The 26,488-nt window shown below is 69.8% G+C and carries 22 protein-coding genes; 12 read left to right on the top strand and 10 right to left on the bottom strand.

Annotated elements, in window-relative coordinates:
* Window positions 1-80: 80 nt before the first annotated feature.
* The gene (locus AB4Z01_RS07410; RefSeq protein WP_441692085.1) at window positions 81-722 is read right to left on the bottom strand and encodes a flavodoxin family protein; all 642 of its coding nucleotides are present in this window, start codon (window positions 720-722) and stop codon (window positions 81-83) included.
* Window positions 723-811: 89 nt separating this feature from the next.
* On the opposite strand from AB4Z01_RS07410, the gene AB4Z01_RS07415 reads away from it, so the two are divergent.
* Complete coding sequence (locus tag AB4Z01_RS07415; protein ID WP_441692086.1) at window positions 812-1,207, top strand: winged helix-turn-helix transcriptional regulator; 396 nt, start codon at window positions 812-814, stop codon at window positions 1,205-1,207.
* A 144-nt stretch (window positions 1,208-1,351) separates the two neighbouring features.
* On the opposite strand, the gene AB4Z01_RS07420 is transcribed toward AB4Z01_RS07415, so the two are convergent.
* Entirely contained in the window at window positions 1,352-2,341 is a 990-nt protein-coding gene (locus tag AB4Z01_RS07420) for an aldo/keto reductase (RefSeq protein ID WP_441692087.1), read from the bottom strand.
* A gap of 330 nt (window positions 2,342-2,671) precedes the next feature.
* Entirely contained in the window at window positions 2,672-3,655 is a 984-nt protein-coding gene (locus tag AB4Z01_RS07425; protein ID WP_441692089.1) for a D-2-hydroxyacid dehydrogenase, read from the bottom strand.
* A 204-nt stretch (window positions 3,656-3,859) separates the two neighbouring features.
* On the opposite strand from AB4Z01_RS07425, the gene AB4Z01_RS07430 reads away from it, so the two are divergent.
* A complete protein-coding gene (locus AB4Z01_RS07430) occupies window positions 3,860-6,370 on the top strand; it encodes a GcvT family protein (protein WP_441692091.1) in 2,511 nt (836 codons plus the stop codon).
* A gap of 19 nt (window positions 6,371-6,389) precedes the next feature.
* On the opposite strand, the gene AB4Z01_RS07435 is transcribed toward AB4Z01_RS07430, so the two are convergent.
* A complete protein-coding gene (locus tag AB4Z01_RS07435; protein ID WP_441692093.1) occupies window positions 6,390-7,160 on the bottom strand; it encodes a class II glutamine amidotransferase in 771 nt (256 codons plus the stop codon).
* A 319-nt stretch (window positions 7,161-7,479) separates the two neighbouring features.
* On the opposite strand from AB4Z01_RS07435, the gene AB4Z01_RS07440 reads away from it, so the two are divergent.
* The 3 genes from AB4Z01_RS07440 to AB4Z01_RS07450 all read left to right on the top strand — a co-directional run bounded on the left by AB4Z01_RS07440 (window position 7,480) and on the right by AB4Z01_RS07450 (window position 12,382).
* Window positions 7,480-7,974 carry a hypothetical protein gene (locus AB4Z01_RS07440; protein ID WP_441692095.1) on the top strand — a complete coding sequence of 165 codons (495 nt, stop codon included), beginning with the start codon at window positions 7,480-7,482 and terminating at the stop codon, window positions 7,972-7,974.
* 570 nt (window positions 7,975-8,544) lie between these two features.
* A complete protein-coding gene (locus AB4Z01_RS07445) occupies window positions 8,545-10,128 on the top strand; it encodes a DegQ family serine endoprotease (protein WP_441692097.1) in 1,584 nt (527 codons plus the stop codon).
* Between the two features lie 121 nt (window positions 10,129-10,249).
* Window positions 10,250-12,382 (top strand): glycoside hydrolase family 3 N-terminal domain-containing protein, encoded by a 2,133-nt coding sequence (locus AB4Z01_RS07450; RefSeq protein ID WP_441692099.1) that lies wholly within the window; start codon window positions 10,250-10,252, stop codon window positions 12,380-12,382.
* Window positions 12,383-12,571: 189 nt separating this feature from the next.
* Here the strand turns inward: AB4Z01_RS07450 and AB4Z01_RS07455 are convergent, their stop codons facing one another.
* Window positions 12,572-13,480 (bottom strand): AraC family transcriptional regulator, encoded by a 909-nt coding sequence (locus AB4Z01_RS07455; protein WP_441692100.1) that lies wholly within the window; start codon window positions 13,478-13,480, stop codon window positions 12,572-12,574.
* A gap of 96 nt (window positions 13,481-13,576) precedes the next feature.
* Between AB4Z01_RS07455 and AB4Z01_RS07460 the strand changes: the two genes are divergently transcribed.
* The 7 genes from AB4Z01_RS07460 (at window position 13,577) to AB4Z01_RS07490 (ending at window position 20,046) form a co-directional block, all read left to right on the top strand.
* Window positions 13,577-15,046: an alpha-glucosidase/alpha-galactosidase gene (locus tag AB4Z01_RS07460; protein ID WP_441692102.1), complete on the top strand. Its 1,470-nt coding sequence runs from the start codon at window positions 13,577-13,579 to the stop codon at window positions 15,044-15,046.
* A gap of 47 nt (window positions 15,047-15,093) precedes the next feature.
* The gene (locus AB4Z01_RS07465) at window positions 15,094-16,344 is read left to right on the top strand and encodes an ABC transporter substrate-binding protein (protein ID WP_441692103.1); all 1,251 of its coding nucleotides are present in this window, start codon (window positions 15,094-15,096) and stop codon (window positions 16,342-16,344) included.
* Between the two features lie 169 nt (window positions 16,345-16,513).
* The gene (locus AB4Z01_RS07470) at window positions 16,514-17,461 is read left to right on the top strand and encodes a carbohydrate ABC transporter permease (protein ID WP_441692105.1); all 948 of its coding nucleotides are present in this window, start codon (window positions 16,514-16,516) and stop codon (window positions 17,459-17,461) included.
* Window positions 17,462-17,464: 3 nt separating this feature from the next.
* Window positions 17,465-18,310 carry a carbohydrate ABC transporter permease gene (locus tag AB4Z01_RS07475; protein ID WP_441692106.1) on the top strand — a complete coding sequence of 282 codons (846 nt, stop codon included), beginning with the start codon at window positions 17,465-17,467 and terminating at the stop codon, window positions 18,308-18,310.
* 237 nt (window positions 18,311-18,547) lie between these two features.
* Complete coding sequence (locus AB4Z01_RS07480) at window positions 18,548-19,228, top strand: glutathione S-transferase family protein (RefSeq protein ID WP_441692108.1); 681 nt, start codon at window positions 18,548-18,550, stop codon at window positions 19,226-19,228.
* A 15-nt stretch (window positions 19,229-19,243) separates the two neighbouring features.
* Window positions 19,244-19,576, top strand: a complete 333-nt coding sequence (locus AB4Z01_RS07485) for an ArsR/SmtB family transcription factor (RefSeq protein ID WP_441692109.1) — start codon at window positions 19,244-19,246, stop codon at window positions 19,574-19,576.
* Window positions 19,573-20,046 carry an SRPBCC family protein gene (locus tag AB4Z01_RS07490; RefSeq protein WP_441692111.1) on the top strand — a complete coding sequence of 158 codons (474 nt, stop codon included), beginning with the start codon at window positions 19,573-19,575 and terminating at the stop codon, window positions 20,044-20,046. Before AB4Z01_RS07485 ends, AB4Z01_RS07490 begins: the two co-directional genes overlap by 4 nt.
* Before the next feature lie 233 nt (window positions 20,047-20,279).
* On the opposite strand, the gene AB4Z01_RS07495 is transcribed toward AB4Z01_RS07490, so the two are convergent.
* From AB4Z01_RS07495 to cydD, 5 genes are all read right to left on the bottom strand, one after another.
* A complete protein-coding gene (locus tag AB4Z01_RS07495) occupies window positions 20,280-21,722 on the bottom strand; it encodes a sensor histidine kinase (RefSeq protein ID WP_441692112.1) in 1,443 nt (480 codons plus the stop codon).
* Entirely contained in the window at window positions 21,709-22,389 is a 681-nt protein-coding gene (locus AB4Z01_RS07500; protein WP_429229823.1) for a winged helix-turn-helix domain-containing protein, read from the bottom strand. Before AB4Z01_RS07500 ends, AB4Z01_RS07495 begins: the two co-directional genes overlap by 14 nt.
* Window positions 22,390-22,459: 70 nt before the next feature.
* Entirely contained in the window at window positions 22,460-22,867 is a 408-nt protein-coding gene (locus AB4Z01_RS07505) for a YbaN family protein (RefSeq protein ID WP_441692114.1), read from the bottom strand.
* Entirely contained in the window at window positions 22,854-24,602 is a 1,749-nt protein-coding gene (gene cydC, locus AB4Z01_RS07510; protein WP_441692116.1) for a thiol reductant ABC exporter subunit CydC, read from the bottom strand. The genes AB4Z01_RS07505 and cydC overlap by 14 nt, the downstream gene beginning before the upstream one ends.
* On the bottom strand, window positions 24,602-26,329 hold the full coding sequence (cydD, locus tag AB4Z01_RS07515; protein WP_441692117.1) for a thiol reductant ABC exporter subunit CydD: 1,728 nt from the start codon (window positions 26,327-26,329) through the stop codon (window positions 24,602-24,604). Before cydD ends, cydC begins: the two co-directional genes overlap by 1 nt.
* Window positions 26,330-26,488 lie beyond the last annotated feature (159 nt).

Raw genomic sequence — 26,488 nt, forward strand, 5'->3', positions numbered from 1 at the left:
CCTCCGCGATCGAATCCTGCACCTCGGCGCGGCGCGATCCTGTCCCATCCGGGCGGTGGGCACAACCCGCGGCTCCTGGATCAGGCTGCCGCCTCGGGCCAGACCCGGCCGGGGCGGTCGGTATCGATCAGGTAGTCCGAGGCGTAGCGGTCGAACAAGCCGCGCCCGAGCCGGCGGGCCTCGGCCAGCGGGTCCAGCGGGTCGCGCCGCACCTCGCCGCGGGCATTGCCGTAGCCATGCACCATCCCGACGAATCGCGACCGGGTGTAGCGGCTGTATTCCTGGATCTGATGCACGATCGCGCCGGCGACCGCGGGATAGGCCTCCTCGGAGCTGAGCACGAGGCCGATCCGCTTGCCGGTCATCCGCGCCTTCACCGTCTCGGATTCGGGGTAGGAAGCGGCGACGTAGCAGAACATCCGGTCGAAGAACGCCTTGAGCTGGGCCGACATGCCGTACCAGTAGATCGGCGTGGCCACGACCAGCCCGTCGGCGGCGAGGAAGCGGTCGAGGAACAGCGGCCGGTACCCGTCGCCGATGGCGCAGCTGCCATCCGGCCGCCGGCATTGCCGGCAATCGCGCAGGAAGCCGCCGATGGCGTCGGCCAGATGGACCGTCTCGGCGGCATGGCCGGCTTCGGCCAGCCCGGCCGCGACAGCGCCAGCCAGGGCGGCGGAGTTCCCCTCGCGCCGGGGACTGGAGCTGAGGATGAGGGCCTTCATTTGTCTCCTCACGAGGCTTGCAATCCACGATAGGAGTCCATGTATCGGGAATGGGCCCGCGGCCCGCAATTACGCACCTCGAGGTAACCATGGCGCCCCGGCCCGAACCCGCCCTTGCTTGCGCGCCGGATGTATTCGACGAGACCTGCTCGGCCCGCCACGCGCTGGAGCTGGTCGCGTCGAAATGGTCGGTGCTGATCCTCTCCGCCCTGGCCGGCGGCCCAACCCGGAATGCCGCCCTGCTGTGCCGGATCGGCGGTATCTCGCAGAAGATGCTGGCCCAGACCCTGCGCGACCTGGAGCGCAACGGCCTCGTCCTGCGCCAGGACTTCCACACCGCCCGGCCCTGCGTCGAATACCGCCTCAACCCGCTCGGCGAATCCCTGAGCGAAACCCTCGCCGCCCTGGACCGCTGGGCCGAACGCAACTTCCCGGCGCTGGACGCCGCGCGCGAGGCGTTCGACGCGCGGGAGGAGGAGGACTGATCTCGAGATTGACGCCCAGTCCTTTTCCTCGTCATGGCGAGGAGGCGAAGCCGACGTGGCCATCCTGAGGGCGGTGCCACTGGATGGCCACGCCCCTTCGGGGCTCGCCATGACGGATCTAGAGTTTGGACCCCGGTGTGAACCTCAGATCTGCACCGATTGCATCCCGGCGGCCGCATAGCGCGTTCCGGCGGCGGCGCCGGATGGGATGGCGGCGTCCAGCCGGGCCAGGTCGTCCGGTGTCAGCGTCACCTGCAGGGCGCCGAGATTCTCCTCCAGCCGCGCGATCGACCGGGTGCCCGGGATCGCCACCACGTCGTCGCCCTGGGCCAGTACCCAGGCGAGGGCGAGCTGCGACGGCTTGCAGCCCTTCTCCGCCGCCAGCGCCTCGAACCGGTCGACCAGCCCGCGATTGTGGGCGAAGTTCTCGGGCTGGAAGCGCGGATGCGCCGCCCGGCGGCCGTCGATCTGGGAGATGTCCTGGATCGCGCCGGCCAGGAAGCCGCGGCCGAGCGGGGAGTAGCCGACGAAGCCGATGCCGAGCGACTTGGTGACCTGTCGCGTGGCCTCCGCTTCGGCCCGGTACAGCAGCGAGTATTCGGTCTGCACTGCCGCAATCGGATGCACGGCATGGGCCCGGCGGATGGTCTCCGCCCCGGCCTCGGACAGGCCGAGATGGCGGACCTTGCCTTGCTCGACCAGCCGGGCCATGGCGCCGACCGTCTCCTCGATCGGCACCGCCGGGTCGACCCGGTGCTGGTAGTACAGATCGATGGTGTCGACGCCGAGGCGCCGCAGGCTGGCCTCGCAGGCCTGGGCCACATAGTCGGGCCGGCCGTCGACGCCGTTCGGAGCACCCTCGCGCCGGATCTGGCCGAATTTGGTCACCAGCACGACGCGGTCGCGTCGGCCCTTGATGGCGCGGCCCAGCAGTTCCTCATTGTGGCCCCAGCCATACATGTCGGCACTGTCGAGATGGTCGACGCCGAGATCGATGGCGCGGCGGATCAGCTCCTCGGAGGCCGCGTCGTCGGCGGCGCCGTAGACGCCCGAGAGCGGCATCAGCCCCAGCCCGATGGCGGAGACCGACAGGCCTCCGAGCCGGCGATGCGCAATGCTGGAATCCGTCGTCATGCGTCCGTCCTTCCGATCAGGCCGTTCTGCGTTCTGTGGGAGCGGCCGCGGCGAGGAGGGCAGGGAGGTGCCAGTGCGGGCGAACCGTTCGGGACCAGTGTGACTCGCGTCAGGGCCGCCGCCAAGTCCGCCGGAGGTCCAAGGTGGGGTGACAAAGGGCAGCAGGCTTTTGCGTGCCTCTCCCGCTTGTCTGACCTCTTTCGAATTCCCAACACCGTCATTGCGAGCGCAGCGAAGCAATCCAGGGGCCGCACGCACCGGCCCCTGGATTGCTTCGTCGGCTTCGCCTCCTCGCAATGACGGCGAGGAATGAGCGTTGGCTACGCAAAATCAGGCAGGCTTACCAGCCACCAGGTTGAACGGCTTGCCCTGCCGGAAGGCGTCGATCAGGTCGATCAGCTGGTCGGCCAGGGTCTGCATGGCGCCGCGCGCGGCCCAGGCGACATGCGGCGTCAGGATGAAGTTCGGCAGGTCCAGCAGCCGCATCAGCGGCGCGTCGGCCGGCGGCGGCTCGGGCATCGCCACGTCGAAGCCGGCGCCGCCGATGCGCCCCGTGCGCAGCGCCTCGGTCAGCGCGTCCTCGTCGACCAGCCCGCCTCGCGCCGTGTTGATCAGCAGCGCCTCCGGCTTCATCCGGGCGAACTCCGCGGCGCCGATCAGGCCCCGCGTCTCCGGCCGCAGCGGGCAGTGCAGCGAGATTACGTCGCTGGTCGCGATCACCTCGTCGAACGGCACGCGGCCCTCGGCCGGGGCGGCCTCGCCCTTGCGGCCGGCGAAGACCACATCCATGCCGAAGGCCCGGCCGATCGTGGCCACGGCATTGCCCAGCGACCCGCCGCCGATCAGCCCCAGCCGGGCGCCGTGCAGGTCCAGCACCGGGTGGTCGAAGAAGCAGAACTGCTTCGCCTCCTGCCAGCGCCCGGCCTCGACCGACCGGCGATAGGGCAGCAGCGAGCGGCGCAGCGCCAGGATCAGGGTGAAGACATGCTCCGGCACCGTGTGCACGGCATAGCCGCGGATGTTGCAGACCGCGACGCCATTGCGGTCGCACCAGGCGGTGTCGACGCAGTCGGTGCCGGTGGCGGCGACCGCGATCAGGCGAAGCTCCGGCAACTGCTCCAGCACCGGCTCGCGCAGCGGCACCTTGTTGATCACGGCGACGCTGGCCCCGTGCAGCCGCTCCGGCACCTGCTCCGACGCGGTCCGCTGGTGCTCCTCCCAGCGATGCGGAAAGGCGGGCGGGCGCAGCCGGATCGCCGGTGCCAGGGTCTCGCGGTCGAGGAAGACGATCTTCGGGTTCGGCGGCAGCGTCATGGTCGGCCTCGCATGGTCCTGCCGCCAGCATGCCGATCCCGGCGCGGCCGGCCAGTCCGGTTGCGACATCGCCAATCTTTGACGTGATTTGGCCTTTGGCGGGCCTGCGACATCACAGGTCGCGGCTGGATTAGCCCCGAACCGGCCCCGCCCGGACACTTGTCTCAGGATGGCCGTATGAGCCTGCAGGGAGCGGTTCGAGCGATGAAGTCAACAGCGCGCGTGGTGGTGATCGGCGGCGGCGTGGTGGGCGTGGGCACGCTCTACCACCTGGCGAAGAAGGGCTGGTCGGACGTCGTTCTGATCGAGCGCAAGGAGTTGACCTCGGGCTCGACCTGGCATGCCGCCGGCCTCTTGCCGCTGTTCAACATGAGCTACTCGGTCGGGCAGATCCACAAATACTCGGTCAAGCTGTACAATTCGCTCGAGGCCGAGACCGGACAGCATGTCGGCTTCCGCCAGGTTTCCAACATCCGTCTCGCGCGGACCAAGGACCGCTGGGACGAGTTCATGTACTACAAGGGCGTGGCCGACACGATCGGGATCAAGGTCAACATCCTGACCCCGGCCCAGATCAAGGAGATCTGGCCGCTGTGCGAGACCGACGGCATCATCGGCGCGATCCAGCACCCGGATGACGGCTACATCCAGCCGGCCGACCTGACCCAGGCCTTCGCCAAGGGCGCCCGAGCGATGGGGGCGGAGATCCATCGCTTCACCACGGTGACCGGGATCGAGCAGACGCCGTCCGGCGAATGGCTGGTGAAGACCGACAAGGGCGACATCACCTGCGAGCATGTGGTCTCGGCCTCGGGCAACTTCGCCCGCCGCACCGGCGCCATGGTCGGGCTCGACATCCCGGTGATCCCGGTCGAGCACCAGTACATCGTCACCGAGCCGCACCCGCTGGTGCAGGAGCGGCAGCGCCAGGGCCTGCCGGAGATGGGCGTGCTGCGCGAGGCCGACAGCTCCTGGTACCTGCGCGAGGAGGCCGGCGGCTTCATCCTCGGCCCCTATGAGCCGGGCGCGCCCGTCTGCTATCTCGACGGCCCGGACGAGCAGTCGGAATACGAGCTGTTCCAGGAAGACCTGGAGCGGATCGCGCCGCATATCGAGACCGCGATCGCCCGCGTGCCGGCCTTCGGCGAGGTCGGGGTCAAGAAGGTCTATAACGGCGCCATCGCCTACACCCCGGACGGCAGCCCGATCATCGGCCCTGCCTGGGGCCTGAAGAACTTCTGGCTGAACGAAGGCCACAGCTTCGGCGTCACCGCCGCCGGCGGTGCCGGCTGGCAGCTGGCCGAATGGATCGTCGAGGGCGAGCCCTCGATCGACATGATGGGCGTCGACCCGCGCCGCTTCGGCCCCTACGCCTCGCGCGGCTACCTCAAGGCCAAGAACGAGGAGGCCTACCGCAACGTCTTCACCGTCCATTACCCGGACGAGGAGCGGGCGGAGGCGCGGCCGCTGAAGCGGGCGCCGTGCTACGACCGGATGAAGGCGCTCGGCGCCGTGTTCGGCACCGTCTATGGCTGGGAGCGGCCGAACTGGTTCGCGCCCGAGGGCTACAGCCTGAGCGAGGCGGAGCTAAACAAGCCCGACACGCTGGTCAACGAGAACCATGCCCCGGTGAAGCCGGGCGAGAAGATCCGCGAGAAGTGGAGCTTCCGCCGCTCCAACTACTTCGAATTCGTCGGCCGCGAGGCCCGGCATGTGCATGAGAAGGTCGGCCTGCTCGATATGTCGGCCTTCGCCAAATACACGGTCAGCGGGCCGGGCGCGGCCGCCTGGCTGGACGGCATCGTCGCCAACCGGGTGCCGAAGAAGCCGGGCCGCATGACCCTGGCCCATCTGCTGTCGAAGAACGGCGGCGTGCGGTCGGAGTTCACGATCTACTGCGAGGCGCCGAACCGCTACTACCTGGTCGGCGCCGGCGCCTATGAGCGGCACGACTTCGACACGCTGCAGAAGCTGCGGCCGCGCGACGGCTCGGTCGAGCTGCAGCGCATCACCACCCAGGCCGGCGTCTTCGTCCTGGCCGGCCCGAGCTCCCGCGCCCTGCTGCAGAAGCTGACCGACACCGACCTGTCGACCGCCGCCTTCCCCTGGCTGTCGGGCAAGCCGATCAATGTCGGCATCGCACAGGCCCAGGCCCTGCGCGTCAACTTCGTCGGCGAGCTGGGATGGGAGCTGCATCACCCGATCGAGATGCAGAACACCATCTTCGATCTGCTGATGGATGCCGGCCGCGAATTCGACCTCAAGCCCTTCGGCATCCGCACCATGGACTCGCTGCGGCTGGAGAAGTCCTACCGTCTGATCCCGCGCGAGCTGTCGATCGAGTATTCGGCGCTGGAATCGGGGTTAGACCGGTTCGTCCATCCGAACAAGGGCGAGTTTATCGGCCGCGACGCGCTGGTGGCCTGGCGCGAGCGCGGCTTCAAGAACCGCTTCGTGACGCTGGAGGTGCTCGACGTCACCGATGCCGATGCCCGCGGCAACGAGCCGATCACCAAGGGCGGGGAGCTGGTCGGCCGCTGCACCTCGGGCGGCTATGGCTGGCGCGTCGGCAAGTCGCTGGCGCTCGCCATGGTCCGGCCGGATCTCGGCGAGATCGGCACCGAGCTTGACGTCAGCATCCTCGGCAAGCCGCACCGCGCCATGGTGATCGAGGAATCGCCCTTCGATCCCAACAACGAGCGGCTGCGGGCCTGACCCGATGCCGGCCGGCGGATCAGGGGCGGAACGCTTCCAGGTCCAGCCGGCCGGCGCAGTCGGTCACCAGCAGGTGGCCGGGCGGCACCTGGTGCCAGTGGCCGAAATCGCCGTCCAGCGGCTCCGACACGATCAGCCGCTGGCCGTCATCGGCGCAGTAGAACAGCGAGGGCGGCGTCTCGTCCGTGGCGTAGCGCACGGTCCAGACGCTGCAGCCGTCGCTCAGCGCCGCGGTCATGCGGAACGGCTCGTCGATCGCCGCATCCGCCATGGCCTCGCCGATCGCCGCGGCGGTGCGGCGCAGCGCCCCGGCCGGATCGGTCTCCAGCCCGAAGCCGAACAGCGCCAGGAAGATCAGCTCGCTGTCAGTGGTGCCGCCGCGCCGGGCATACAGCTCGTCCGGGATCAGCGCGTCGAGCCGCCGCCGGATCCGGTCGTAGCCGCCGATCTGGCCGTTGTGCATGAACAGCCAGCGCCCCTGGCTGAAAGGGTGGCAGTTGGCCCGGCTGGTCGCTGTGCCGGTCGAGGCCCGGACATGGGCAAAGAACGTGCTGGCCCGGATCTGGTGCGCCAAGCTCTTCAGGTTCGGGTCGGCCCAGGCCGGCAGGATGTCGCGGTACAGTCCGGGTACCGGCCGCTCGCCGTACCAGCCGACGCCGAAGCCATCGCCATTGGTCGCTACCGCCGCCTTGCGGGCGCGCAGGCTCTGCGCGATCAGCGAGAATTCGGGCTCGAACAGCAGCGTCTCGAGGAAGATCGGGGCACCCGAATAGCTCAGCCAGCGGCACATGATCGCGTCGACTCGTCAAAATCCGCAGTTGAAGCGTGGGATACTCCGGCGCGAGGCCGGCGTCACGCCTGCTCGACATTCCGGCAACAGGTCGCGACGAATCATGTCGCGAAGCTGAAAACTTTCGATGTCATCCTCCAATTGGGGGATGCATAGTTTTGGATGTGAGAGCAGAGTTTGTTCGCGTGTGCGGCGAGCTTCCTGTGGGGGGACGGTTAGCGTGGGGTTCGACCAGGCGATTTCAGACCGGCAGCTTCGAACGGTCTATCGAATATGGGCGCGGCTCGCGGCGCGAGGGCGTCTCCCGGGTTGCGACGACATGATCTTCGCCAGCCTCAGCCGGTTGCCTCCGCCGATCCTGCTGTGGGCCTGGATGCCGTGCGAGGGAACGTTCCGCTTCGCTTTGGACGCCCAGGGTGCGGGGCTGCCGTCGGACCGGAATCTGCCCGGACGGCCGCTGGAGGAACTGTGCAGCGGCGAGCGCCACGACGCGATCCGGCGCGGGCTGATGTCGGTCCAGCTGTCCGAGCGGCCGATCTATGCCGAATTCGCGCTGTCCGACGGCCTCGACAGCGTCCGCAAGCGGACCCTGCTGCTGCCGCTCTCCGACGCCACCGACGACCTCTCCTACGTGCTGATGCTGGTCGCCACGGTCTGGCCGGTGGACGCGTCGGTGCAGCAGCGGATCGATGGCTGCGCCGATGTCCGGGTGCATGTCCTCAGCCAGATCACCGACGAGGTGCCGGCCTATTGGGGCGACCCGCAGCCGGAGATCGACCCGGCCGAGTTCCAGTCGCTCCTGACCATCATCTGAGGGCCAGCGATCGTCCGGCGGACGGTATCGCATGGCGGGAGTCGGGGTATGTCGGCTCTTCTCGCTCGCGGCTGCACCACCAGGCGCCGACGGCGAGGCCGACGGAAGGGCCGATGACGGCCCAGAGGACCAGAAAAGCTGTCATCATCACATCACTCTCCCGCTCACCGTGACGGGTGAACATCGGGATCGGTTCCCGGCCATATCCGCCGATACCCAAGATATGGGCAGGCCGACGCCAAGGAACAATCACTGGGTTTCAGTGTCACCGGCCTGAACGTCGCAACGATCGGGCCGACGATAGTTGGTCGGATGCCGGCGGAAGCGGATGCGCGCCGCCAGCCTGGGCCGAAGTCACGTCCTGGTTTTGCGCCTCGGGTCAGGAGCCGGCAACATAACTTTCGTTAAGGTTGGGGAAAGGATCGCGACAATTGTCGGGGGCTGGCCGCCGACCAATATTAATCCGAATTAATGGCGTCGAAACAGCAGGTTAAAGGCCGGTACCCCATCTTCATCACCACACGCCGGCCAATCGCGTCGGCGCTTTGGACAGTGGTGGAGATGATGCAGATGAAGACCCCCCTCGGTTCCGACGATCGCGGCCCGCGGACCGGCCTCCGCCGGATGACGGCGGCGTTGCTGCTCGGCACCGCGTTGATCGGCGTGCCGGTCGGGGCCGTCCTGACCTTCGACCGTTCGGCCGTGGCCCAGAACCAGACTGAGGCGCCGACCTCGATCGTCCCGTCCGCCCCGGGTTCCTTCGCGGGCCTGGTGCGCCAGGTGACGCCGGCCGTGGTCAATGTCTCTACCACCGAGCATCCGTCGGCGTCGCAGCAGATGGCCGACCAGGATGAGGGCGGCCAGATGCAGCGGCAGTTCCCGCCCGGCTCGCCCTTCGACGACTTCTTCAAGCGCTTCTTCGACGAGCAGCAGCCGGGCCGCCGCGGGCCGCGTGGCGGCGGCGGTGGCGACGACGGCAACCAGATCATCCATGGCGCCGGCTCCGGCTTCATCATCGATCCGGCCGGCTACATCGTGACCAACAACCATGTGGTGAAAGACGCCGACAACATCACCGTCACCCTCAATGACGGCACCGAGATCCCGGCCAAGGTGATCGGCACCGACGAGAAGACGGACCTCGCTTTGCTCAAGATCGAGACCGACAAGAAGCTGACCGCGGTCGAATGGGGCGACAGCGACGCCGCCCAGGTCGGCGACTGGGTCGTGGCCGTCGGCAACCCGTTCGGCCTCGGCGGCAGCGTGACCGCCGGCATCGTCTCGGCCCGTGGCCGCGACCTGCATTCCGGCCCGTTCGACGACTTCCTGCAGATCGACGCGCCGATCAACCGCGGCAATTCGGGCGGCCCCAGCTTCGACACCAGCGGCAAGGTGATCGGCATCAACAGCGCGATCTACTCGCCGTCGGGCGGCTCGGTCGGCATCGGCTTCGCCATCCCGTCGAACCTGGCCAAGTCGGTGATCGCGCAGATCCGCGACCATGGCAGCGTCCAGCGCGGCTGGCTCGGCGTGCAGATCCAGTCGGTGACGCCGGAGATGGCCGAGGCGCTCGGCCTGGACAAGGCCAAGGGTGCCCTCGTCGCCGATGTCCAGGACGACAGCCCGGCGCTGAAGGCCGGCCTGCATCAGGGCGACGTGATCACCACCTATGACGGCAAGCCGGTGAACCAGCTGTCGGATCTCCCGCGTCTGGTTGCCGACACCGCCGCCGGCAAGACCGTGCCGGTCGAGGTGCTGCGCAACGGCAAGACCGAGACCGTCTCGGTCGAGATCGCCAAGCTGCCGGCCTCGCAGGAGAAGGTCGCCAGCGCCGACGAGAACGGCCCGGCGGTCGACGACCAGCTCGGCCTGTCGCTCTCGGCCCTGACGCCGAAGGTGCGCCGCGAATTCAGCGTGCCGGATGAGATCGAGGGCGTGCTGGTCACCGGCATCCGTGACGATGGCCCGGCGCGCGAGACCGGCGTCGGCCCCGGCGACGTCATCGTCCGGGTCGGCAGCGAGGCGGTGAAGACCCCGTCGGAAGTTGCCAAGCAGGTCAAGGCGGCCAAGGAAGCGGACCGCAACGCCGTGATGCTGCTGATCAATCACCAGGGCGACCAGCGCTTCGTCGCGCTGAAGTTGCCGAAGGCCTGATCCCCTCGGGCTTCTTCATTCCTCCCCTCGACTGGGCGCCGGATTCCCCTTTCCGGCGCCCGTTTTTTTTGCCTTCATCCCGGGCGTGCCTCCGAGGAGGCGACAACGGTGGAGTAGGCCCTTGGATCGGATCGAGACCCTGCTCGCGGCGATGACGCTCGACGAGAAGATCGGCCAGCTCACCATGATGTCCTCGACGCTGGCAGTGACCGGGCCGGTGCTGCCCGGCGACGTCACCGAGGGCATCCGCGCCGGCCGCATCGGCAGCCTGTTCAACCATTGGGGGCCTGAGCGGGTGCGCGAAACCCAACGCCTGGCAGTGGAGGAGTCGCGGTTGAAGATCCCGCTGTTCTTCGCCTTCGACGTGATCCACGGCCACCGCACCATCTTCCCGATCCCGCTGGCCGAGGCGGCGCTGTTCTCGCCCGAGCTATGGGAGCACACGGCACGGGAGGCGGCGATGGAGGCGGCGGAGGACGGGCTCGACCTGGTGTTCTCGCCGATGCTCGACATCGCCCGCGACCCGCGCTGGGGCCGCATCTCCGAAGGTCCGGGCGAAGACCCCTGGCTCGCCAGCCGCATCGCCGAGGCCAAGGTCCGCGGCTACCAGACCGCCGACCTCGCGGCGCCCGACGCGGTGGCGGCCTGCGCCAAGCACTACCTGGCCTATGGCGCCGCACTGGCGGGCCGCGACTACAACTCGGCCGACGTGTCGGACCGGGCGATCCGCGAGGTCTACCTGCCGCCCTTCGCCGCCGCCGTCGCCGCCGGGGCCGCCACGGTGATGCCGGCCTTCAACGACGTCGCCGGCGTGCCGATGACCGCCAATGTCCGCCTGCTGCGTGGCACGCTGCTGGGCGAGCTCGGCTTCGACGGCGCGGTGATCAGCGACTACAACGCGATCATGGAGCTGCTGAGCCATGGCGTGGCCGCCGACGCGGTCGAGGCCGCGGCGCTGGCGCTGAAGGCCGGAATCGACATGGACATGATGAGCGGCGCCTATGCCGCCGGCTTGCCGACGGCGCTGCAGCGCGGCCTGGTCACCCAGGACGAGATCGACGATGCGGTCCGCCGCGTCCTGCGGCTGAAGGAACGGCTCGGCCTGTTCGACGACCCGTAYCGCCGCGTCGTCGCCGTGCCCGACGCCTTCCACGCGGCGGAGCGGCGGCGCCTGGCGCGCGAGGCGGCGGCGAAGTCGATCGTGCTGCTGACCAACAAGGGCGCGCTGCCGCTGGCGCCGTCCGCCAGGCGCATCGCCGTGATCGGTCCGCTGGCCGAGGCGCGGTCGGAGATGCTCGRCTCCTGGGCCGGCGCCGGCCGGTGGGAGGAGGCGGTGACCATCCTCGAGGGCCTCAAGGCCGCGCTGCCGCAGGCCGAGATCGCCTATGTCCCCGGCACCGAGATCGAGACCGGCGGCGACGCCGGCATCGCCTCGGCAGTCGAAGCTGCGCGCGGCGCCGAGATCGTGCTGCTGTGCCTGGGCGAGGCCGCGATCATGAGCGGCGAGGCGGCGAGCCGGGCCCGGCCCGAGCTGCCGGGCCGCCAGCGCAACCTGGCCGAGGCGGTGCTCGACCTCGGCGTGCCGGTGGTGGCGCTGCTGACCTCCGGCCGGCCGCTGATGCTGCCCTGGCTGTTCGAGCGCGCGGCGGCGGTCGTCGCCACCTGGTTCCTCGGGCACGAGGCCGGCCATGCCGTGGCCGATGTGCTGACCGGCGCGGTCAACCTGTCCGGCCGGCTGCCGCTGACCTGGCCGCGCGATGTCGGCCAGGTGCCGATCTATTTCGGCGAGCGCAACACCGGCCGCCCGACCGACCCGGAGCAGCACTACACCAGCAAATACATCGACCTGCCGTCGACGCCGCAATTCCCCTTCGGCCACGGCCTGTCCTACAGCCGCTTCGACCTGGGTGACCTCCGCGTCTCGGCCCCGGTGCTGCACTCGGGTGAGACGCTGACCGTCGAGGTGGCGGTGACCAACACCGGATCGGTGCCGGGCGAGGAGACGGTGTTCCTGTTCACCCGCGATCCCGTCGCCAGCGTGGCCCGGCCGCTCCTGGAGCTGAAGGGCATGGCAAAGGCGGCGCTGGCGCCGGGCCAGAAGCAGGTGCTGCGCCTGCCGCTGCCGGCCGAGGCGCTGCAGTTCCCCGGCCTCGACCTGAAGCCGGTGCTGGAGGCGGGCGAGATCGAGATCCTGGTCGGCACCAGGGCCGAGCGCGAGGCGCTGCTGTCGGCAACGATCCGGGTCGAGGTATGAGCCTCCAAGCTGCGGCGGGTGGCCGGGCCGGAACCACCCCCTCACCCGAAATCGCTGCGCGATKTCGACCTCTCCCCAAGGAGAGGTATTGGGGCAGCGCTCTATTCCCTCTCCTTGGGGAGAGGGAGGGGCCCGGCCCGCTTGGGCCGGGAGGGTGAGGGGGCGGCCGTGCCGTGACGCCAGTGTCGGTCATGCGTCGGCCCGACCGGCCCGCATCGCCCCGCCATACATGCCGCTGCGTCGGAAATCCCGAGGCCCGATGCCGTAGAAGCGGCGGAACACCTTGGCGAAGTAGTTGGCATCGTCGAAGCCGCAGCGCTGGGCGATCACCTTGACCGGCGCCTCGTCGACATGCAGCAGCCGCGCCGCCTCCTCCATGCGCAGGCGCAGCAGGTAGCGGGCCGGCGTCGTGCCCTCATGCGCGGCGAAGACCCGGCTGAAATGATAGCGGCTGTAGCCGGCCGCCTTCGCCATGCGGGCGACGTCGATCCGCTCCGCCGGCTGGCCGGCGCATAGCGACACGGCCCGCTCCACCGCCGCCGGCCGGGGCGAATCCGCCGGCGCCTCGCCCCAGGGCAGCAACTCCTCGGCCAGCCCCATCGCCGCGGAGTAGGCGAGGGCGGAGGCACGGGCCGGGCTGGCGGCCTCTCCCTGCAGCGCCGCCAGGCAGAGGCCCGCCAGCCGCTCGACCGCGGCCTCCGGCAGCGTCACCACCGGGCCATGCGCGGCGATCACCTCGCGCCACACCCGCAGCACCTCGCGGCCATTCAGGCACAGCCAGAAGAACTCCCATTCCGGGTTGCGGCCCAGCCAGTAGCGGTTGTCCTGCGGGAAGCGCAGCAGCATGGTCTGGCCCGGCCGCAGCTCCCAGCGCTTGCGCTCGACCCGCAGATGGCCGCGGCCGTCGATGGTGTGCTGCAGCAGCACGAAGGGCGCGTCGCCGCGCCTCAGCCCGTGCCAGTCATAGCCGGGGTCGGTGCAGCGGTCGTAGCCGGCACTGGTGACCATGGCGTGCAGCCGGTAGCGATCCTTCGGGAACACCACCGAGACCCCGCCCGGGGCGCGGTCGCGCAGCGTCGGCAGCATGGAATGTCCCATGATCGCACGAAATTCCTCTTTCGCCGCTTTTCGCGGCCCCATAGACCATAGCACGAAATGGCTTGCCGAGGAGCCGATGGGCTCCGGGAGGATGCGATGAAGGTTGCCGTGATCGGCGCGGGCAGCGTCGGCTTCACCCGGAAGCTGGTGCGCGACATGCTGAAGGTGCCGGAGCTGCAGGACACCGAATTCGCGCTGCACGACATCAATGCCGACAACCTCGACATGGTGGCGCAGATCCTGCGTCGCGACATCGAGGCCAACCGGCTGCCGGCGCGGGTCACCACCTCCGTGGAGCGGCGCCGGGCGCTGGCAGGGGCGCGCTACATCATCAGCTGCGTCCGCATCGGGGGCTTAAGCGCCTTCGCCAGCGACATCGAGATCCCGCTGAAATACGGCGTCGACCAATGCGTCGGCGACACCATCTGCGCTGGCGGCATCCTGTACGGCCAGCGCAACATCCCGCAGATCCTCGATTTCTGCCGCGACATCCGGGCGGAGGCGGAGGAGGGGGCGTGGTTCTTGAACTACGCCAACCCGATGGCGATGAACACCTGGGCCGCGATCGAGCATGGCGGCGTCGCCAACACCATCGGCCTGTGCCACGGCGTGCAGCATGGCTGGCACCAGATCGCCGAGGTGCTGGGCGCCGAGGATCCGCACGAGGTCGATTACATCTGCGCCGGCATCAACCACCAGACCTGGTACACCGACATCCGCTTCCGTGGCCGGAAGATCGAGGCGGCGGAGCTGCTGGAGGCGTTCGAGCGCCACCCGCGCTACGGCCAGGAGGAGAAGGTTCGGATCGACGTGCTGCGCCGTTTCGGCTGCTATTCGACCGAGAGCAACGGCCATCTCAGCGAATACCTGCCCTGGTACCGGAAGCGGCCGGACGAGATCAACCGCTGGATCGACCTGTCGAACTGGATCAACGGCGAGACCGGCGGCTATCTGCGCCACTGCACCGAGCAGCGGAACTGGTTCGAGACCGACTTCCCGCGCTGGCTGTCCGAAGCCGGGGCGCCGCTGTCCGACTACCGCCGCTCCGACGAGCATGGCAGCTACATCATCGAGGCGCTGGAGACCGGCCGGRTCTATCGCGGCCATTTCAACCGGCGCAATGAGGGGCTGATCACGAACCTGCCGCAGGACTGCATCGTCGAGACGCCGGGCTTCGTCGACCGCTTCGGCCTGAACATGGCGGCGGGGCTGAAGCTGCCGCTGGGCTGCGCCGCCACCTGCAGCGCCTCGGTCAATGTCCAGCGCATGGCGGTACAGGCGGCGGTGACCGGCGACCTCGACCTGCTGCGTCTGGCTGTGCTGCACGACCCGCTGGTCGGCGCCGTCTGCAACCCGGACGAGGTCTGGCAGATGGTCGACGAGCTGCTGGTGGCCCAGGCCGAATGGCTGCCGCAATACGCCGATGCCGTCGATGGCGCGAAGCAGCGCCTGGCCCGCGGCGGCGTGGCGACGCGCGACTGGGGCGGCGCCGCCCGCCTGTCGGTGCGCAGCGTGGACGAACTGCGCGAGGCCCGGGCCCGTACCAAGGCCGACGCCGCGGAATAGCCGGGCGGCCAACGCCCGGCGGAGACCATCATCGAGGGGAGGCGACCATGAGATTGACCAAGATCGCACTGGTGCTGGCGGGGCTGCTGCTGACGCTGCCCGCCATGGCCGAGCCGGTGACCCTGCGCTTCTGGGTGGCCTGGGACCCGGCCCAGCCCGACGCCAAGGCGATGCAGGCGCAGATCGCCGCCTTCGAGCAGGCGCATCCGGACATTAAAATCGAGACCCAGAACATCGCCTTCAGCGCCCTGCACGACAAGCTGGTGACGGCGGTGGCCGGCGGCGACGCGCCCGACCTCAGCTGGGGCCTGCCGGAATGGTTCGGCGAGCTCTACCGCATGGGCGCGCTGCTCGACCTCACCCCCTACGCCGCCGACTGGCCGGGGCGCGAGGCGATCTATCCGAACGTGCTCGAGGCGCTGACCATTGACGGCAAGCTGATGGCGATGCCGCATTACCTCGGCATCCGGGCGCTGCTCTACCACGAGGAGACGCTGAAGAAGGCCGGGGTCGCGGCGCCGCCGAAGACCTGGGACGAGCTGATCGCGGCGGCCGCGAAGGTCAAGGCGGCCACCGGCCAGTACGGCTTCGGCATCGCCGGCACCGGGGTGCGGGCGCCGCAGGAGCTGATCATGTACCTGGCCCAGAACGACGTCGCCATCGCCCGGCGCCAGCCGGATGGCGGCTACAAGAACAGCTGGGCCGACGACCCGGCGGAGCTGGCGCGGGCCACCGAGGTCTTCGCCTTCTACCGCCGCCTGCTGGACGAGGGCGCCTTGCCGCCCGAAGCCGCCGGCTGGGGCTGGGAGGAGGAGGACAGCAACTTCGCCCTCGGCAAATACGCCATGGCGGTCGACGGCGCCTGGATGCAGTCGCGCGCCCAACAGAATCCCGAGGCCATGGCCGATGTGAAGGTGGCGCCGCCGCCGTACAAGCTGAAGCCGGCGACCTTCTTCGAGATCAACCCCTTCTTCCTCTACAAGGCGACCCAGCACCCGAAGGAGGTGTGGGCCTTCGCCGCCTTCATGACCGGCCGCGACTATCAGGCGGCGGGGCGGCCGACGACCTCGATCCGCCAGGACGTGGTCAGCCCCGGCGTCTGGGGCGAGGGTTTCTCCTCGCTGGCCTCGACCGGCGTGGTCTTTCCGCCGGTGGCGCTGGGCCAGATCACCCGGGCGATGGAGGAATCGATCGGCCGCGTGCTCTTGAAGAAGGAGGACCCGGCCGAGGTCGCCGCCTGGCTCGCCAAGCAGGTCAACCGCGCCCTGCGCCAGTCCGGCGAGCTGAGCTCGTCATAGGGCAGTCGCGGACCCTTCTGCCTGTCATCCTCGGGCTTGACCCGAGGATCCAGGGGCTTTCCAGAGCGGTTCTTGGTGGCCCCTGGATTGCCCGGTTAAGCCGGGCAATGACAGCAAGGACAAAAGCGACTTTGCATCCGCATCAAGGCCTGGGGAGGGTATCGGAAACATGAAGGCCGCCGCCGAAGCCCAGGCGCCGATCCTCCCGATCCGGGCCGCCCGCCGTCCGCCGACCCGCGCCGCCCGGATCCGGCGCACCGCGCTGGTGTTCCTGGCGCCGGCCGGGATCCTGGTCCTGGTGCTGGTCGCCTATCCGCTGCTGCGGGTGCTGTGGGACAGCCTGCGCTACGTCAACCTGGTCAACCCGTCCGTCACCGGCTTCGCCGGCTGGGACAACTACCGGACGGTGTGGGAGGACGGCGACTTCCTGCCGGCGCTCTGGAACACCGCGATCTGGACCGGGCTGTCGGTCGTGGGCGAATACGCGCTCGGCCTCGCCTCCGCCGTGGCGCTGGCCCAGCCGGTCAGGGCCCGGGCCATCTTCCGCGGCCTGATCATCATCCCCTGGGTGATCCCGATCGCCGTCGCCGGGCTGAACTGGACCTGGATGCTGACGCCGGATTACGGGATCCTGAACATCTGGATGGTGAAGCTCGGGCTGCTCGACGCGCCCTATCCCTGGCTCGGCCAGATGGACACGGCGCTCTTGACCGTCACCTTCGTCAACATCTGGCGCAGCTATCCGTTCTACACCCTCAGCCTGCTGGCCGCGCTGCAGGCGATCCCGCGTGAGCTGCACGAGGCCGCGGCGGTGGACGGGGCAGGGGCCTGGCGCCGCTTCCGGGTGATCACCCTGCCGCATCTGCGCACCGTGTCGCTGACCCTGATCTTCATCCACATCGTCTGGACCGCGATCAATTTCGACTTCATCTGGGTGATGACCCAGGGCGGCCCGCTGAACGCGTCGGAGACGCTGCCGATCATGATCTATCGCTACGCCATGCAGGATTTCGACGTCGGCGCCGCCTGCGCCGTGGCCTCGATGTCGATGGCGTTCCTGGCCAGCCTGTTCTTCGTCTATCACTACGGCGTCGCCCGGCGCCGGCGGGAGGGCTGAGCCATGGTCGTCGGCGCCTCCCAGCGGTCGCTGCGCGGCGTGCTGACCTACGGCACGCTGATGCTGTTCGCGGCCTACAGCCTGTTCCCCTTCCTGTGGATGATCGACACGGCCTTCAAGCCGGTGGCGGAGGTGCTCAGCGCCGACCCCAGCTTCTGGATCGCCAGCCCGACCCTGTCGAACTTCACCCGGGTGCTGCTGGACAGCGAGTTCCTGACCTATTTCCGCAACAGCCTGATCGTCGCCACCGGATCGACAATCCTGACCATCACCGTCTCGGTGTTCTGCAGCTATGCCCTCAGCCGCTGGGCCTATCTGTCGCTGTCGCGCCTGGTCGGCGGCGCGCTGCTGCTGTCGCAGATGATYCCSGGCGTGCTGCTGCTGGTGCCGCTCTATATCCTGATGCAGCGCCTCGGCCTGCTGTCGACCTATGCGGCGCTGATCATCGTCTACTGCACCTTCACCATCCCGCTCTGCACCTTCATGCTGAAGGGCTTCTTCGACGCCGTGCCGCGCGAGCTGGAGGACGCGTCGGAGATCGACGGCTGCTCCCGCACCGGTTTCATCCTGCGGGTGCTGCTGCCGGTCTCGGCGCCCGGCATCTTCGCCACCGCGGTCTTCGCCTTCGTCACCGCCTGGAACGAGTTCATGTTCGGCTATGTGCTGATCAACAGCGACGCGCGGCGGACGCTGACCCCCGGCATCATGCTGTTCAAGGGCTCGCATCTGACCGACTGGGGCGGGCTGATGGCCGCCTCGGTCCTCGCCGTGGTGCCGATCGCGCTCGGCTTCGTCTATCTCCAGCGCTTCCTGGTCGAGGGACTGTCGGCCGGGGCGGTGAAGGGATAGGGCCAAGTACCGGCGTCTCTGAATATTAACCCGTCATGGCGAGGCGCGCAGCGCCGTGGCCATCCAGGGCCAGTGCGAGCGGCGCTGGATGGCCACGCCCCTTCGGGGCTCGCCATGACGAGGGTCGAGAGTCCGATGAGAGTTGGTCGGTAGACGGTTTCCAGTTACGGAAACTGTTGTTGCTCCCATTATCGGCTTCAGATAGTTTCCTTCTGAGGAAACTATGGGAGCGGAACGATGGCCCTGACCCTGTACCTCCACCCGCTGGCGTCGTTCTGCCACAAGGTCCTGATCGCCTTCTACGAGAACGAGGTCGCGTTCGAGCCGGTGACGGTCGACCTGCAGGATCCGGGCGAGGCGGCAGCGCTGATGGCGAGATGGCCGGTCGGGAAGATCCCGGTCCTCCATGACACCGCGCGCGATCGTGTCGTCGCCGAGACCAGCATCATCATCGAATACGTCCAGCGGCACTATCCCGGGCCCGTGCCGATGCTGCCGGATGACGAGGAGCAGGCGCTCGACGCCCGGCTCTGGGACCGCGCCTTCGATCTCTACGTCGCCACGCCGATGCAGAAGATCGTCGTCGACCGGATCCGCCCCAAGGGCAGCCAGGATCCTTACGGCGTCGCCGAGGCGCGAGGGACGCTCGACACCGCCTACGCCATGATCGACGCGCAGCTGGCGGGGAAGGACTGGGCCGCCGGCGACCGCTTCACCATCGCCGATTGCGCCGCGTGCCCGGCCCTGTTCTACGCCTCGATCGTGTACCCCTTCGGCCCTGGGCACGCCAACCTCGCCGCTTATTTCGAGCGGTTGCTGGCGCGGCCGTCGATGCGGCGCACGCTGCGCGAGGCGCGACCCTTCTTCACGATGTTCCCCTATCGCGAGGCCATGCCGGACCGGTTCCTGCACGATTAGCCAGAGGTCCGAGCCGTGGAGCCGCAAGCCGTCGATCGCATCTTCGTCGCCCTGTCCGACCCGAACCGCCGGGGCATGGCCGAACGCCTGAGCCGCGGCCCGGCGACGGTCAAGCAGCTGGCCGATCCGGCGGGGATGCGGCTGCCCTCGGCGGTCAAGCACCTGCGGATCCTGGAGGACAGCGGCATCGTCGTGTCGCGCAAGGCCGGCCGCGCCCGCACCTACAGCCTGCAGCCCGCCGCCCTGACCGTGATCGCCGACTGGGTTCGCGATCGGGAGGCCGCCCTGCACGCCGCCTTCGACCGGCTGGAGGCGGCGATGCGCGAGATCCCGGAGGAGACACCGTGACCACCGTCGACCACCACACCTTCGTCGTCGAGCGCGAGCTGCCCGGCAGCCCGGCCCACGCCTTCCGCTTCTGGGCGGAGCCGGAACTCAAGCGGCGCTGGACCGACTGCCACCCCGACTGGGCGGTGCTCGAGGACCTGTTCGACTTCCGGGTCGGCGGCGTCGAGGCCAAGCATTGGCGGATGCCCGACGGGCAGGAGATGACCTTCCGGGCCCATTACCTCGACATCGTGGCCGGGCAGCGAATCCTCTACGCCTATGAGATGAGCTTCGGCGGCCAGCGCGTCTCGGCCTCGCTGGCGACTGTCGAACTGCTCCCCGCCGGTACCACGACCCGGATGCGGTTCACCGAGCAGGCGGCCTTCCTCGCCGGCGGCGACGGCGCCCGCCGCCAGCGCATCGGCGGCACCGAGGGCGTGTTCGACGGACTGGTCGAGATCATCCGGCAGGATCTCGCCGGCCAACGCTGACAGGATGTCGAGCCGGCGGCACAACCCCTTCCCGTCATGGCGAGGAGGCGAAGCCGACGTGGCCATCCAGCAGGCCGGGTGCGAGCGGCCCTGGATGGCCACGCCCCTGCGGGGCTCGCCATGACGGATCAATATTTGGGGCCGATGGCTCACGGGATCGCAGTGGGCGTTACCTCACGCCTTGCTGCTATCGGACGACCCGATCCGGCCTGAACTCATCCCGCTCCAGGCGTTCAGGACTGCGACGCGATCCGGCCCGTCGGGGCGGCGCCGTCCTGCGGCGCGTCCGGGTGTCCGGCCAGCACATGCGGGAAGCGCATCGCGACCTGCAGCCCGGGCGCGTTGTCGGCCAGGGTCAGCGTCGCCCGGTGCAGCCGCGCCACCGCCGAGACCAGGGACAGGCCGAGCCCGGCGCCGGGGGCGCTGCGGCTGGCGTCGAGGCGGACGAAGCGGTCCAGCACCCGGCCGCGCGCCTCCTCGGGGATGCCTGGGCCGCTGTCGCGGATCTCGAGCACCGCGCCGTCGCCGTCGCGCCGGACGGCGAGCCGGATCCGGCCGCCCTCCGGCGTGTATTTGATGGCATTGTCCAGCAGGTTGGCCACGGCCTGGGCCAGCAGGTGGCTGTTGCCGGGGACGGTCACGCCCGGCTCGATCGCGGTCGTCAGGGTCTGGCCCTTGTCCTCGGCCACCGGGCCGTACAGCTCGCCGGCATCGGCGGCTAGCGCCGACAGCTCGATCGGGCTGAACCGGTCGCGCACCGCCCCGGCCTCGGCCAATGCGATCTCCAGGAGCGCGTTGAAGGTGGCGAGGATGCCGTCGGCCTCGCGGATCGAATCCTCCATCGCCCGGCGGAAGCCGTCGGCGCCGGTCTCGCTCATCAGCGAGACCTCCATCCGGCTGCGCAGCCGCGAGATCGGGCTGCGCAGGTCGTGCGCGATGTTGTCGGCGACGCCGCGCATGCCGGTCATCAGCCCGTCGATCTGGTCCAGCATCGCGTTCAGGCTGGTGGCCAGGCGGTCGAACTCGTCGCGGTTGCCGCGCACCGGCATGCGCCGGGTCAGGTCGCCCTGCAGGATGTCCTCGGTGCCGCGGTTGATGCCCTCGATCCGGGCCAGCAGGCTGCGGCTCATCAGGATGCCGCCGGCGATGCCGAACACCGCGGTCAGGATCAGCCCGCCGATCAGCGCGTCGGTCATCAGCTTGGTGAAATCGGTGCGCTCGGTCATGTCGCGCCCGACCAGCAGATAGAAGCCGCCGGCCAGGGCGAAGGTGCGGGCCCGCGCCACCTGGGGCTTGGAATCGCCGCCGGCATCGGTCGCGACCAGGAAATCGACCGTGCTGTCGGAGGCGCTGCGCGCGATCGGCGGCCAGGACGACAGGTTGCCCTCGATCCGGTTGTAGTTGCGGTCGGCCAGCAGGTACAGGCCGCGCCGGCCGGGGGCGGCCTGGCTGCGCTCGCGGATGATGCGCATCAGGCCGACCAGGCCGAACTGGCGGTACTGCTCGGCCAGGCCGGTGATCTCGGCCTGGATGGTGTCGTCGGTCTGGGCGGCGATCACCCGCACCGTCTGCCAGTACACGAATCCCATCACCCCGGCGACGGACACCCCGAACACCAGCATGTAGATGATCGCATAGCGGAAGGTGGAGCTGCGGAGGACCCTAATCAGATGCACGGAGACAATATCCGGCGCCGCGCACGGTCTGCAGCAGCGGCGCGTCGAAGTCCCGGTCGATCTTCTGCCGCAGCCGGCTGATATGGACGTCGATCACGTTGGTCTGCGGATCGAAGTGATAGTTCCAGACATTCTCCAGCAGCATGGTCCGGGTGACGACCTGGCCGGAATGCCGCATCAGGTACTCCAGGATCTGGAACTCACGCTGCTGCAGGTCGATCTTGCGGCCGGACCGGGTGACGCTGCGCGACAGCAGGTCCATCTTCAGGTCGCCGATCTGCAGCTCGGTCTGCGCCGCCGCGGGCGTGGTGCCGCGGCGCAGCAGGGCCTCCAGCCGGGCCAGCAGCTCGGTGAAGGCGTAGGGCTTGGTCAGATAGTCGTCGCCGCCGGCGCGCAGGCCGCGGACCCGGTCGTCGACCTGGCCCATTGCGCTCAGGAACAAGACCGGGGTCTGGTTGCCGTTGCGCCGGATGGTCTCGACGATCAGCAGCCCGTCCATGCCCGGCAGCATGCGGTCGACGATCATCGCGTCATAGGTCTCGCTGGTCGCCAGGAACAGGCCCTGCGGCCCGTCCGGCGCATGGTCCACGACGAATCCGCTCTCGCGCAGACCCTTGGTCAGGTATTGCGCGGCCTGGGCGTCGTCTTCGATCACGAGGATTCGCATGGTCCGAACCTTACGACGAGGCGGGGCGGTTCGGAAATGACAAGCGTGTCATGGCCGGCCCATGCCCCGGTTAGATTTTGGCGTTCGGGCGGGTCAGGATGTACAGGATCAGGATCGCGAAGAAGGCGGCGACGATCCCGACCACCAGATGCGAATGCACGGTGAACGCCAGGATCGCCAGGCTGACGGCCAGGCTGGCCACCGCCAGCAGCTTGGCCCAGGCTGGGATCGCGCCGTGCCGCTCCCAGGCCTGCAGCGGCGGGCCGAAGCGGCGATGGGTCAGCAGCCAATTGTGCAGCCGCGGCGAGGACCGAGCGAAGGCCCACAGCGCCAGGATCATGAAGATCGTGGTCGGCCACAGCGGCACGAACACTCCGATGATGCCGGCGATCACGCACAGCGTGCCGAACAGCTGCAGCACCAACCGCAGCGTGGTCGGGCCTAGGCCTCCGATCCGGTTGAGGTCAAACCGCGGCATGGCGCTTCGCCCGCCCCGGCAGCGCGGCATCCAGGATCTCGGCCGGAACGCCCTGCACCGCGATCCGCCCCTCGGCCATCAGCACGGCGCTGTCGGCCAGGCGCAGCAGCGCCGGGCGGTGGGTGATCACCAGCGTGGTGCGGCCGGCGGTCAGCCGCTCCAGCGCCTCGATCACCTGCGCCTCGGTGTCGGCGTCGAGGCCCTCGGTCGGTTCGTCCAGCACCAGGATCGGCGCGTCCTTCAGGATGCAGCGGGCCAGGGCGATGCGCCGGGCCTGGCCGCCGGAGACCTGGACCCCGGCCTCACCGACCCAGGTGTCCAGGCCGCGCGGCAGGGACTCAACCCAGGCCGAGAGGCCGGCGGCGTCGACCGCTGCGGCCAGCCGGTCGTCGCCGGCCTTGGGATCGCCGATCAGCAGGTTGTCGCGGATCGTCCCGGCGAAGATCTGGCTGCGCTGGGAGAGGTAGGCGACGCGGCGCCAGATCTCGGCCTGCGGCAGGCGGCGCAGCTCGACGCCGCCCAGGGTGATGGTGCCGGCATCCTGGTCGCGGAAGCGCAGGATCAGGGCGGCCAGCGTGCTCTTGCCACTGCCGCTGGGGCCGACCAGGGCGATCCGCCCTCCCTCCGGCACCTCCAGGTCGATGTCGTGCAGCGCCGGCCGGTCGCCGGCGCGGTAGCGGTAGGACACGCCGGACAGGACGATGCTGTTACCGGCCGGGGCAGGGGCCGGCGTCTCCGGGTCGCGCACCAGCGGCGCCAGCCTGGCGAAGTCGAGCAGCCGGCGGGCGGCGGCGCGGGTGCGGCCGAGATTCTGGAAGGCCAGGGGCAGCGGCACCAGCGCGTCGAACAGCGCCAGCGCGCCCAGCATCATCAGCGCCACCGCCGGCCCCGGCAGCACCCCGGCGGCGACACCGGCCACGCCGAGCGCCAGGATCGCCGCTGCCGCCAGTTGCCCGGCCAGGCCGGACAGCGCGGTGGAGACGCCGGACAGCCGGGCCATGTGCCGCTGCGCCGCCATCAGCGTCTCGTTCTCCGCCAGCACCGCGTCGGTGTGGCGGCTGTCCGCCTGGTAGACCTTCAGCTCGGCCAGACCCTGCACGCCCTCGACGATGCGGGTGCGCAGCCCCGCCGTGGCCAGTGCGATCGCGCGGCCCACCGGGGCGCCGATCCGCTGCATCGCCCAGGGCAGGGCGATGCCGACCAGCAGCGCCAGCGCGACCACGATCGCCGCCGCGGCCGGATCCAGCCACAGCAGCACGCCGCCGACCAGCAGCACCGCGAGCACCGCGACCACGGCGGGCACGATCACGCGCAGATAGACGGCGTCGAGGGCATCGACGTCGGCGGTCATGCGGTTCAGCAGGTCGCCGCCGCGCTGCTCCTCCAGCCGCGCCGGGGCCAGCGGGATGGCGGCGCGGAACAGCCAGACCCGCAGGCCCGCCAGGAAGCGGAAGGTGGCGTCATGCGTCACCAGCCGCTCGGCATAGCGCGACCCGGTGCGCAGCACGGCCAGGCCGCGGATGCCGGCCGAGGGGCTGGCGAAGTTGAAGGCGGCGGCGGTCGCGMCCGCCGCGCCGGCCACGGCCGAGGCGGCGATGAACCAGCCGGACAGCACCAGCAGGCCCAGCCCGGACAGGGCGGTGACGATGGCGAGCAGCAGGCCGAACGCCATCTTCCGCCGCTGCGGCCGCGCCAGGCGCAGGATGGCGAGCAGGGGGCGGTCGCGACGGTCCATCACGCGGCCTCCGCCTGCACCCGACCCTGGTCGAGCAGGATCCGGCGGTCAGCGATCGCCATCGCCGCCGGGCTGTGGGTCGCGACCACCACGGTGCGGCCGCGGGCCAGGCGGCGGATCGACTCCAGGATCTCGGCCTCGGTGTCGCGGTCTAGCGACGCGGTCGGCTCGTCCAGCAGCACCAGCGGCGCATCCTTCAGGAAGGCGCGGGCCAGGGCGACGCGCTGGGCCTGGCCGCCGGACAGGCCGATGCCGCGCTCGCCGACCGGCGTGTCCAGCCCGTGCGGCAGCGCCGCCGCGAACTCCGTCACCCGCGCCTCGGCCGCGGCGTGGTCGACCGCCGCGTCGTCAGCCTCCGGCCGCCCCAGCCGGATGTTGTCGCGCAGCGTGCCGTGGAACAGCACCGGTGCCTGGCCGATCCAGGCGATGCGGCGGCGCAGCTCCTCGGGGTCGATGTCGGCCAGGTCGACGCCGTTGACCAGCACCCGGCCGGCATCCGGCCGGCGGAAGCCCAGCAGCAGCGACAGCAGGGTCGACTTGCCGGCGCCGCTCATCCCCACCAGGGCGATGTGGTCGCCGGGCGCGATCCGCAGGCTGACCCCGCGCACGGCGCTGCGGGTGCCGCCGTCGAAGGCGACCGAGACAGTCTCGAACACGATCTCGAGCTCGCCCTCCGGCATCGGCTGGACGCCGGCAGGGGCGTCGGCCGGCGTGTCCAGCACCTCGGCCAGGCCCTCGGCGGCGCCGATCGCGGCCACCCGGTCGTGGTAATAGGCAGCCAGCAGCCGCAGCGGCTGGAAGAAGTCGGGCGCCATCAGCAGCACGAACAGGCCGCTGAACAGGGTCAGGTTCGGCGCCGTGCCCCAGCCGATATGGCCGAGCAGGCCCAGGCCGACATAGGTGGCGACGACGGCGACCGCGACCGAGGCGAAGAACTCCAGGCTGGCCGAGGACAGGAAGGCGATGCGCAGCACCCGCATGGTGCGGTCGCGGAAGGCGTCGGCGGCCAGGGCGATGCCCTCGACCTCCGCCTCGGCCCGGCCGAACAGCCGCAGCGTCGCCAGCCCCTGCAGCCGGTCGAGGAAATAGGCGCTCATCCGCGCCAGGGTGCGGAACTGCTTGCGGCTCTCATCCGCCGCCTTCATGCCGATCAGCGCCATCATCAGCGGCACGAACGGCCCGGCGACGGTCAGGATCACGCCGGACACCCAGTCGATCGGGTAGACCGCGGCCAGGATCAGGATCGGCAGGACCATCGCCACCCGGCTCTGCGGCAGAAAGCGGGCGTAGTAGCCGTCCAGCGCTTCGATTCGTTCGATCAGCGTGACCGCCAGGTCGCCGGTCTGCCGCTCCGCCCGCCAGGCGGGGCCCAGGGTGTGGACGCGATCCAGGATCTGCCGCCGCAGCCGGGTTTTCACCTGGGTCGCCGCCACCGCGCCCAGCGCCTCCCAGGTCCAGGCGGCGCCGGCCCGCAGCAGGGCTGCGGCCAGGAGGCCGGCGAAGAGCGGCCAGAGGTCGGACAGCGCCGCGCCCTCCAACACCGCGCGCTGCAGGATCCAGGCGATCAGCCCGGCCTGGGCGACGCCGCACAGGCCCTGGGCGATGCCGGCCGCCGCGGTCAGGCCGATCGGCCGGCGCGCCAGCCCGGCCTGCCGCTTCAGCCAGCGGCCGGCGGCGCGGTGATCGATCGGGCCGGACGAAGCTGATCGGGGCGAGGTAGGGGCCAAGGGGTCGGTGCTCCAGTGACTGCCAAGGGCGAGGTAAGGTGCCAGCCCGGACCGGTCAACGGCACGAAGTGAAGCAGCTGTTTCGCGCCGAGGCCGTGGAATTGCCCTCAGACCATAGCGTCATCCGGATCGTCCTCCCCCTGTTCCTTCGGCCGAGAC

This window comes from Inquilinus sp. YAF38 (genome assembly GCF_052113205.1).
Lineage (GTDB): Bacteria > Pseudomonadota > Alphaproteobacteria > DSM-16000 > Inquilinaceae > Inquilinus.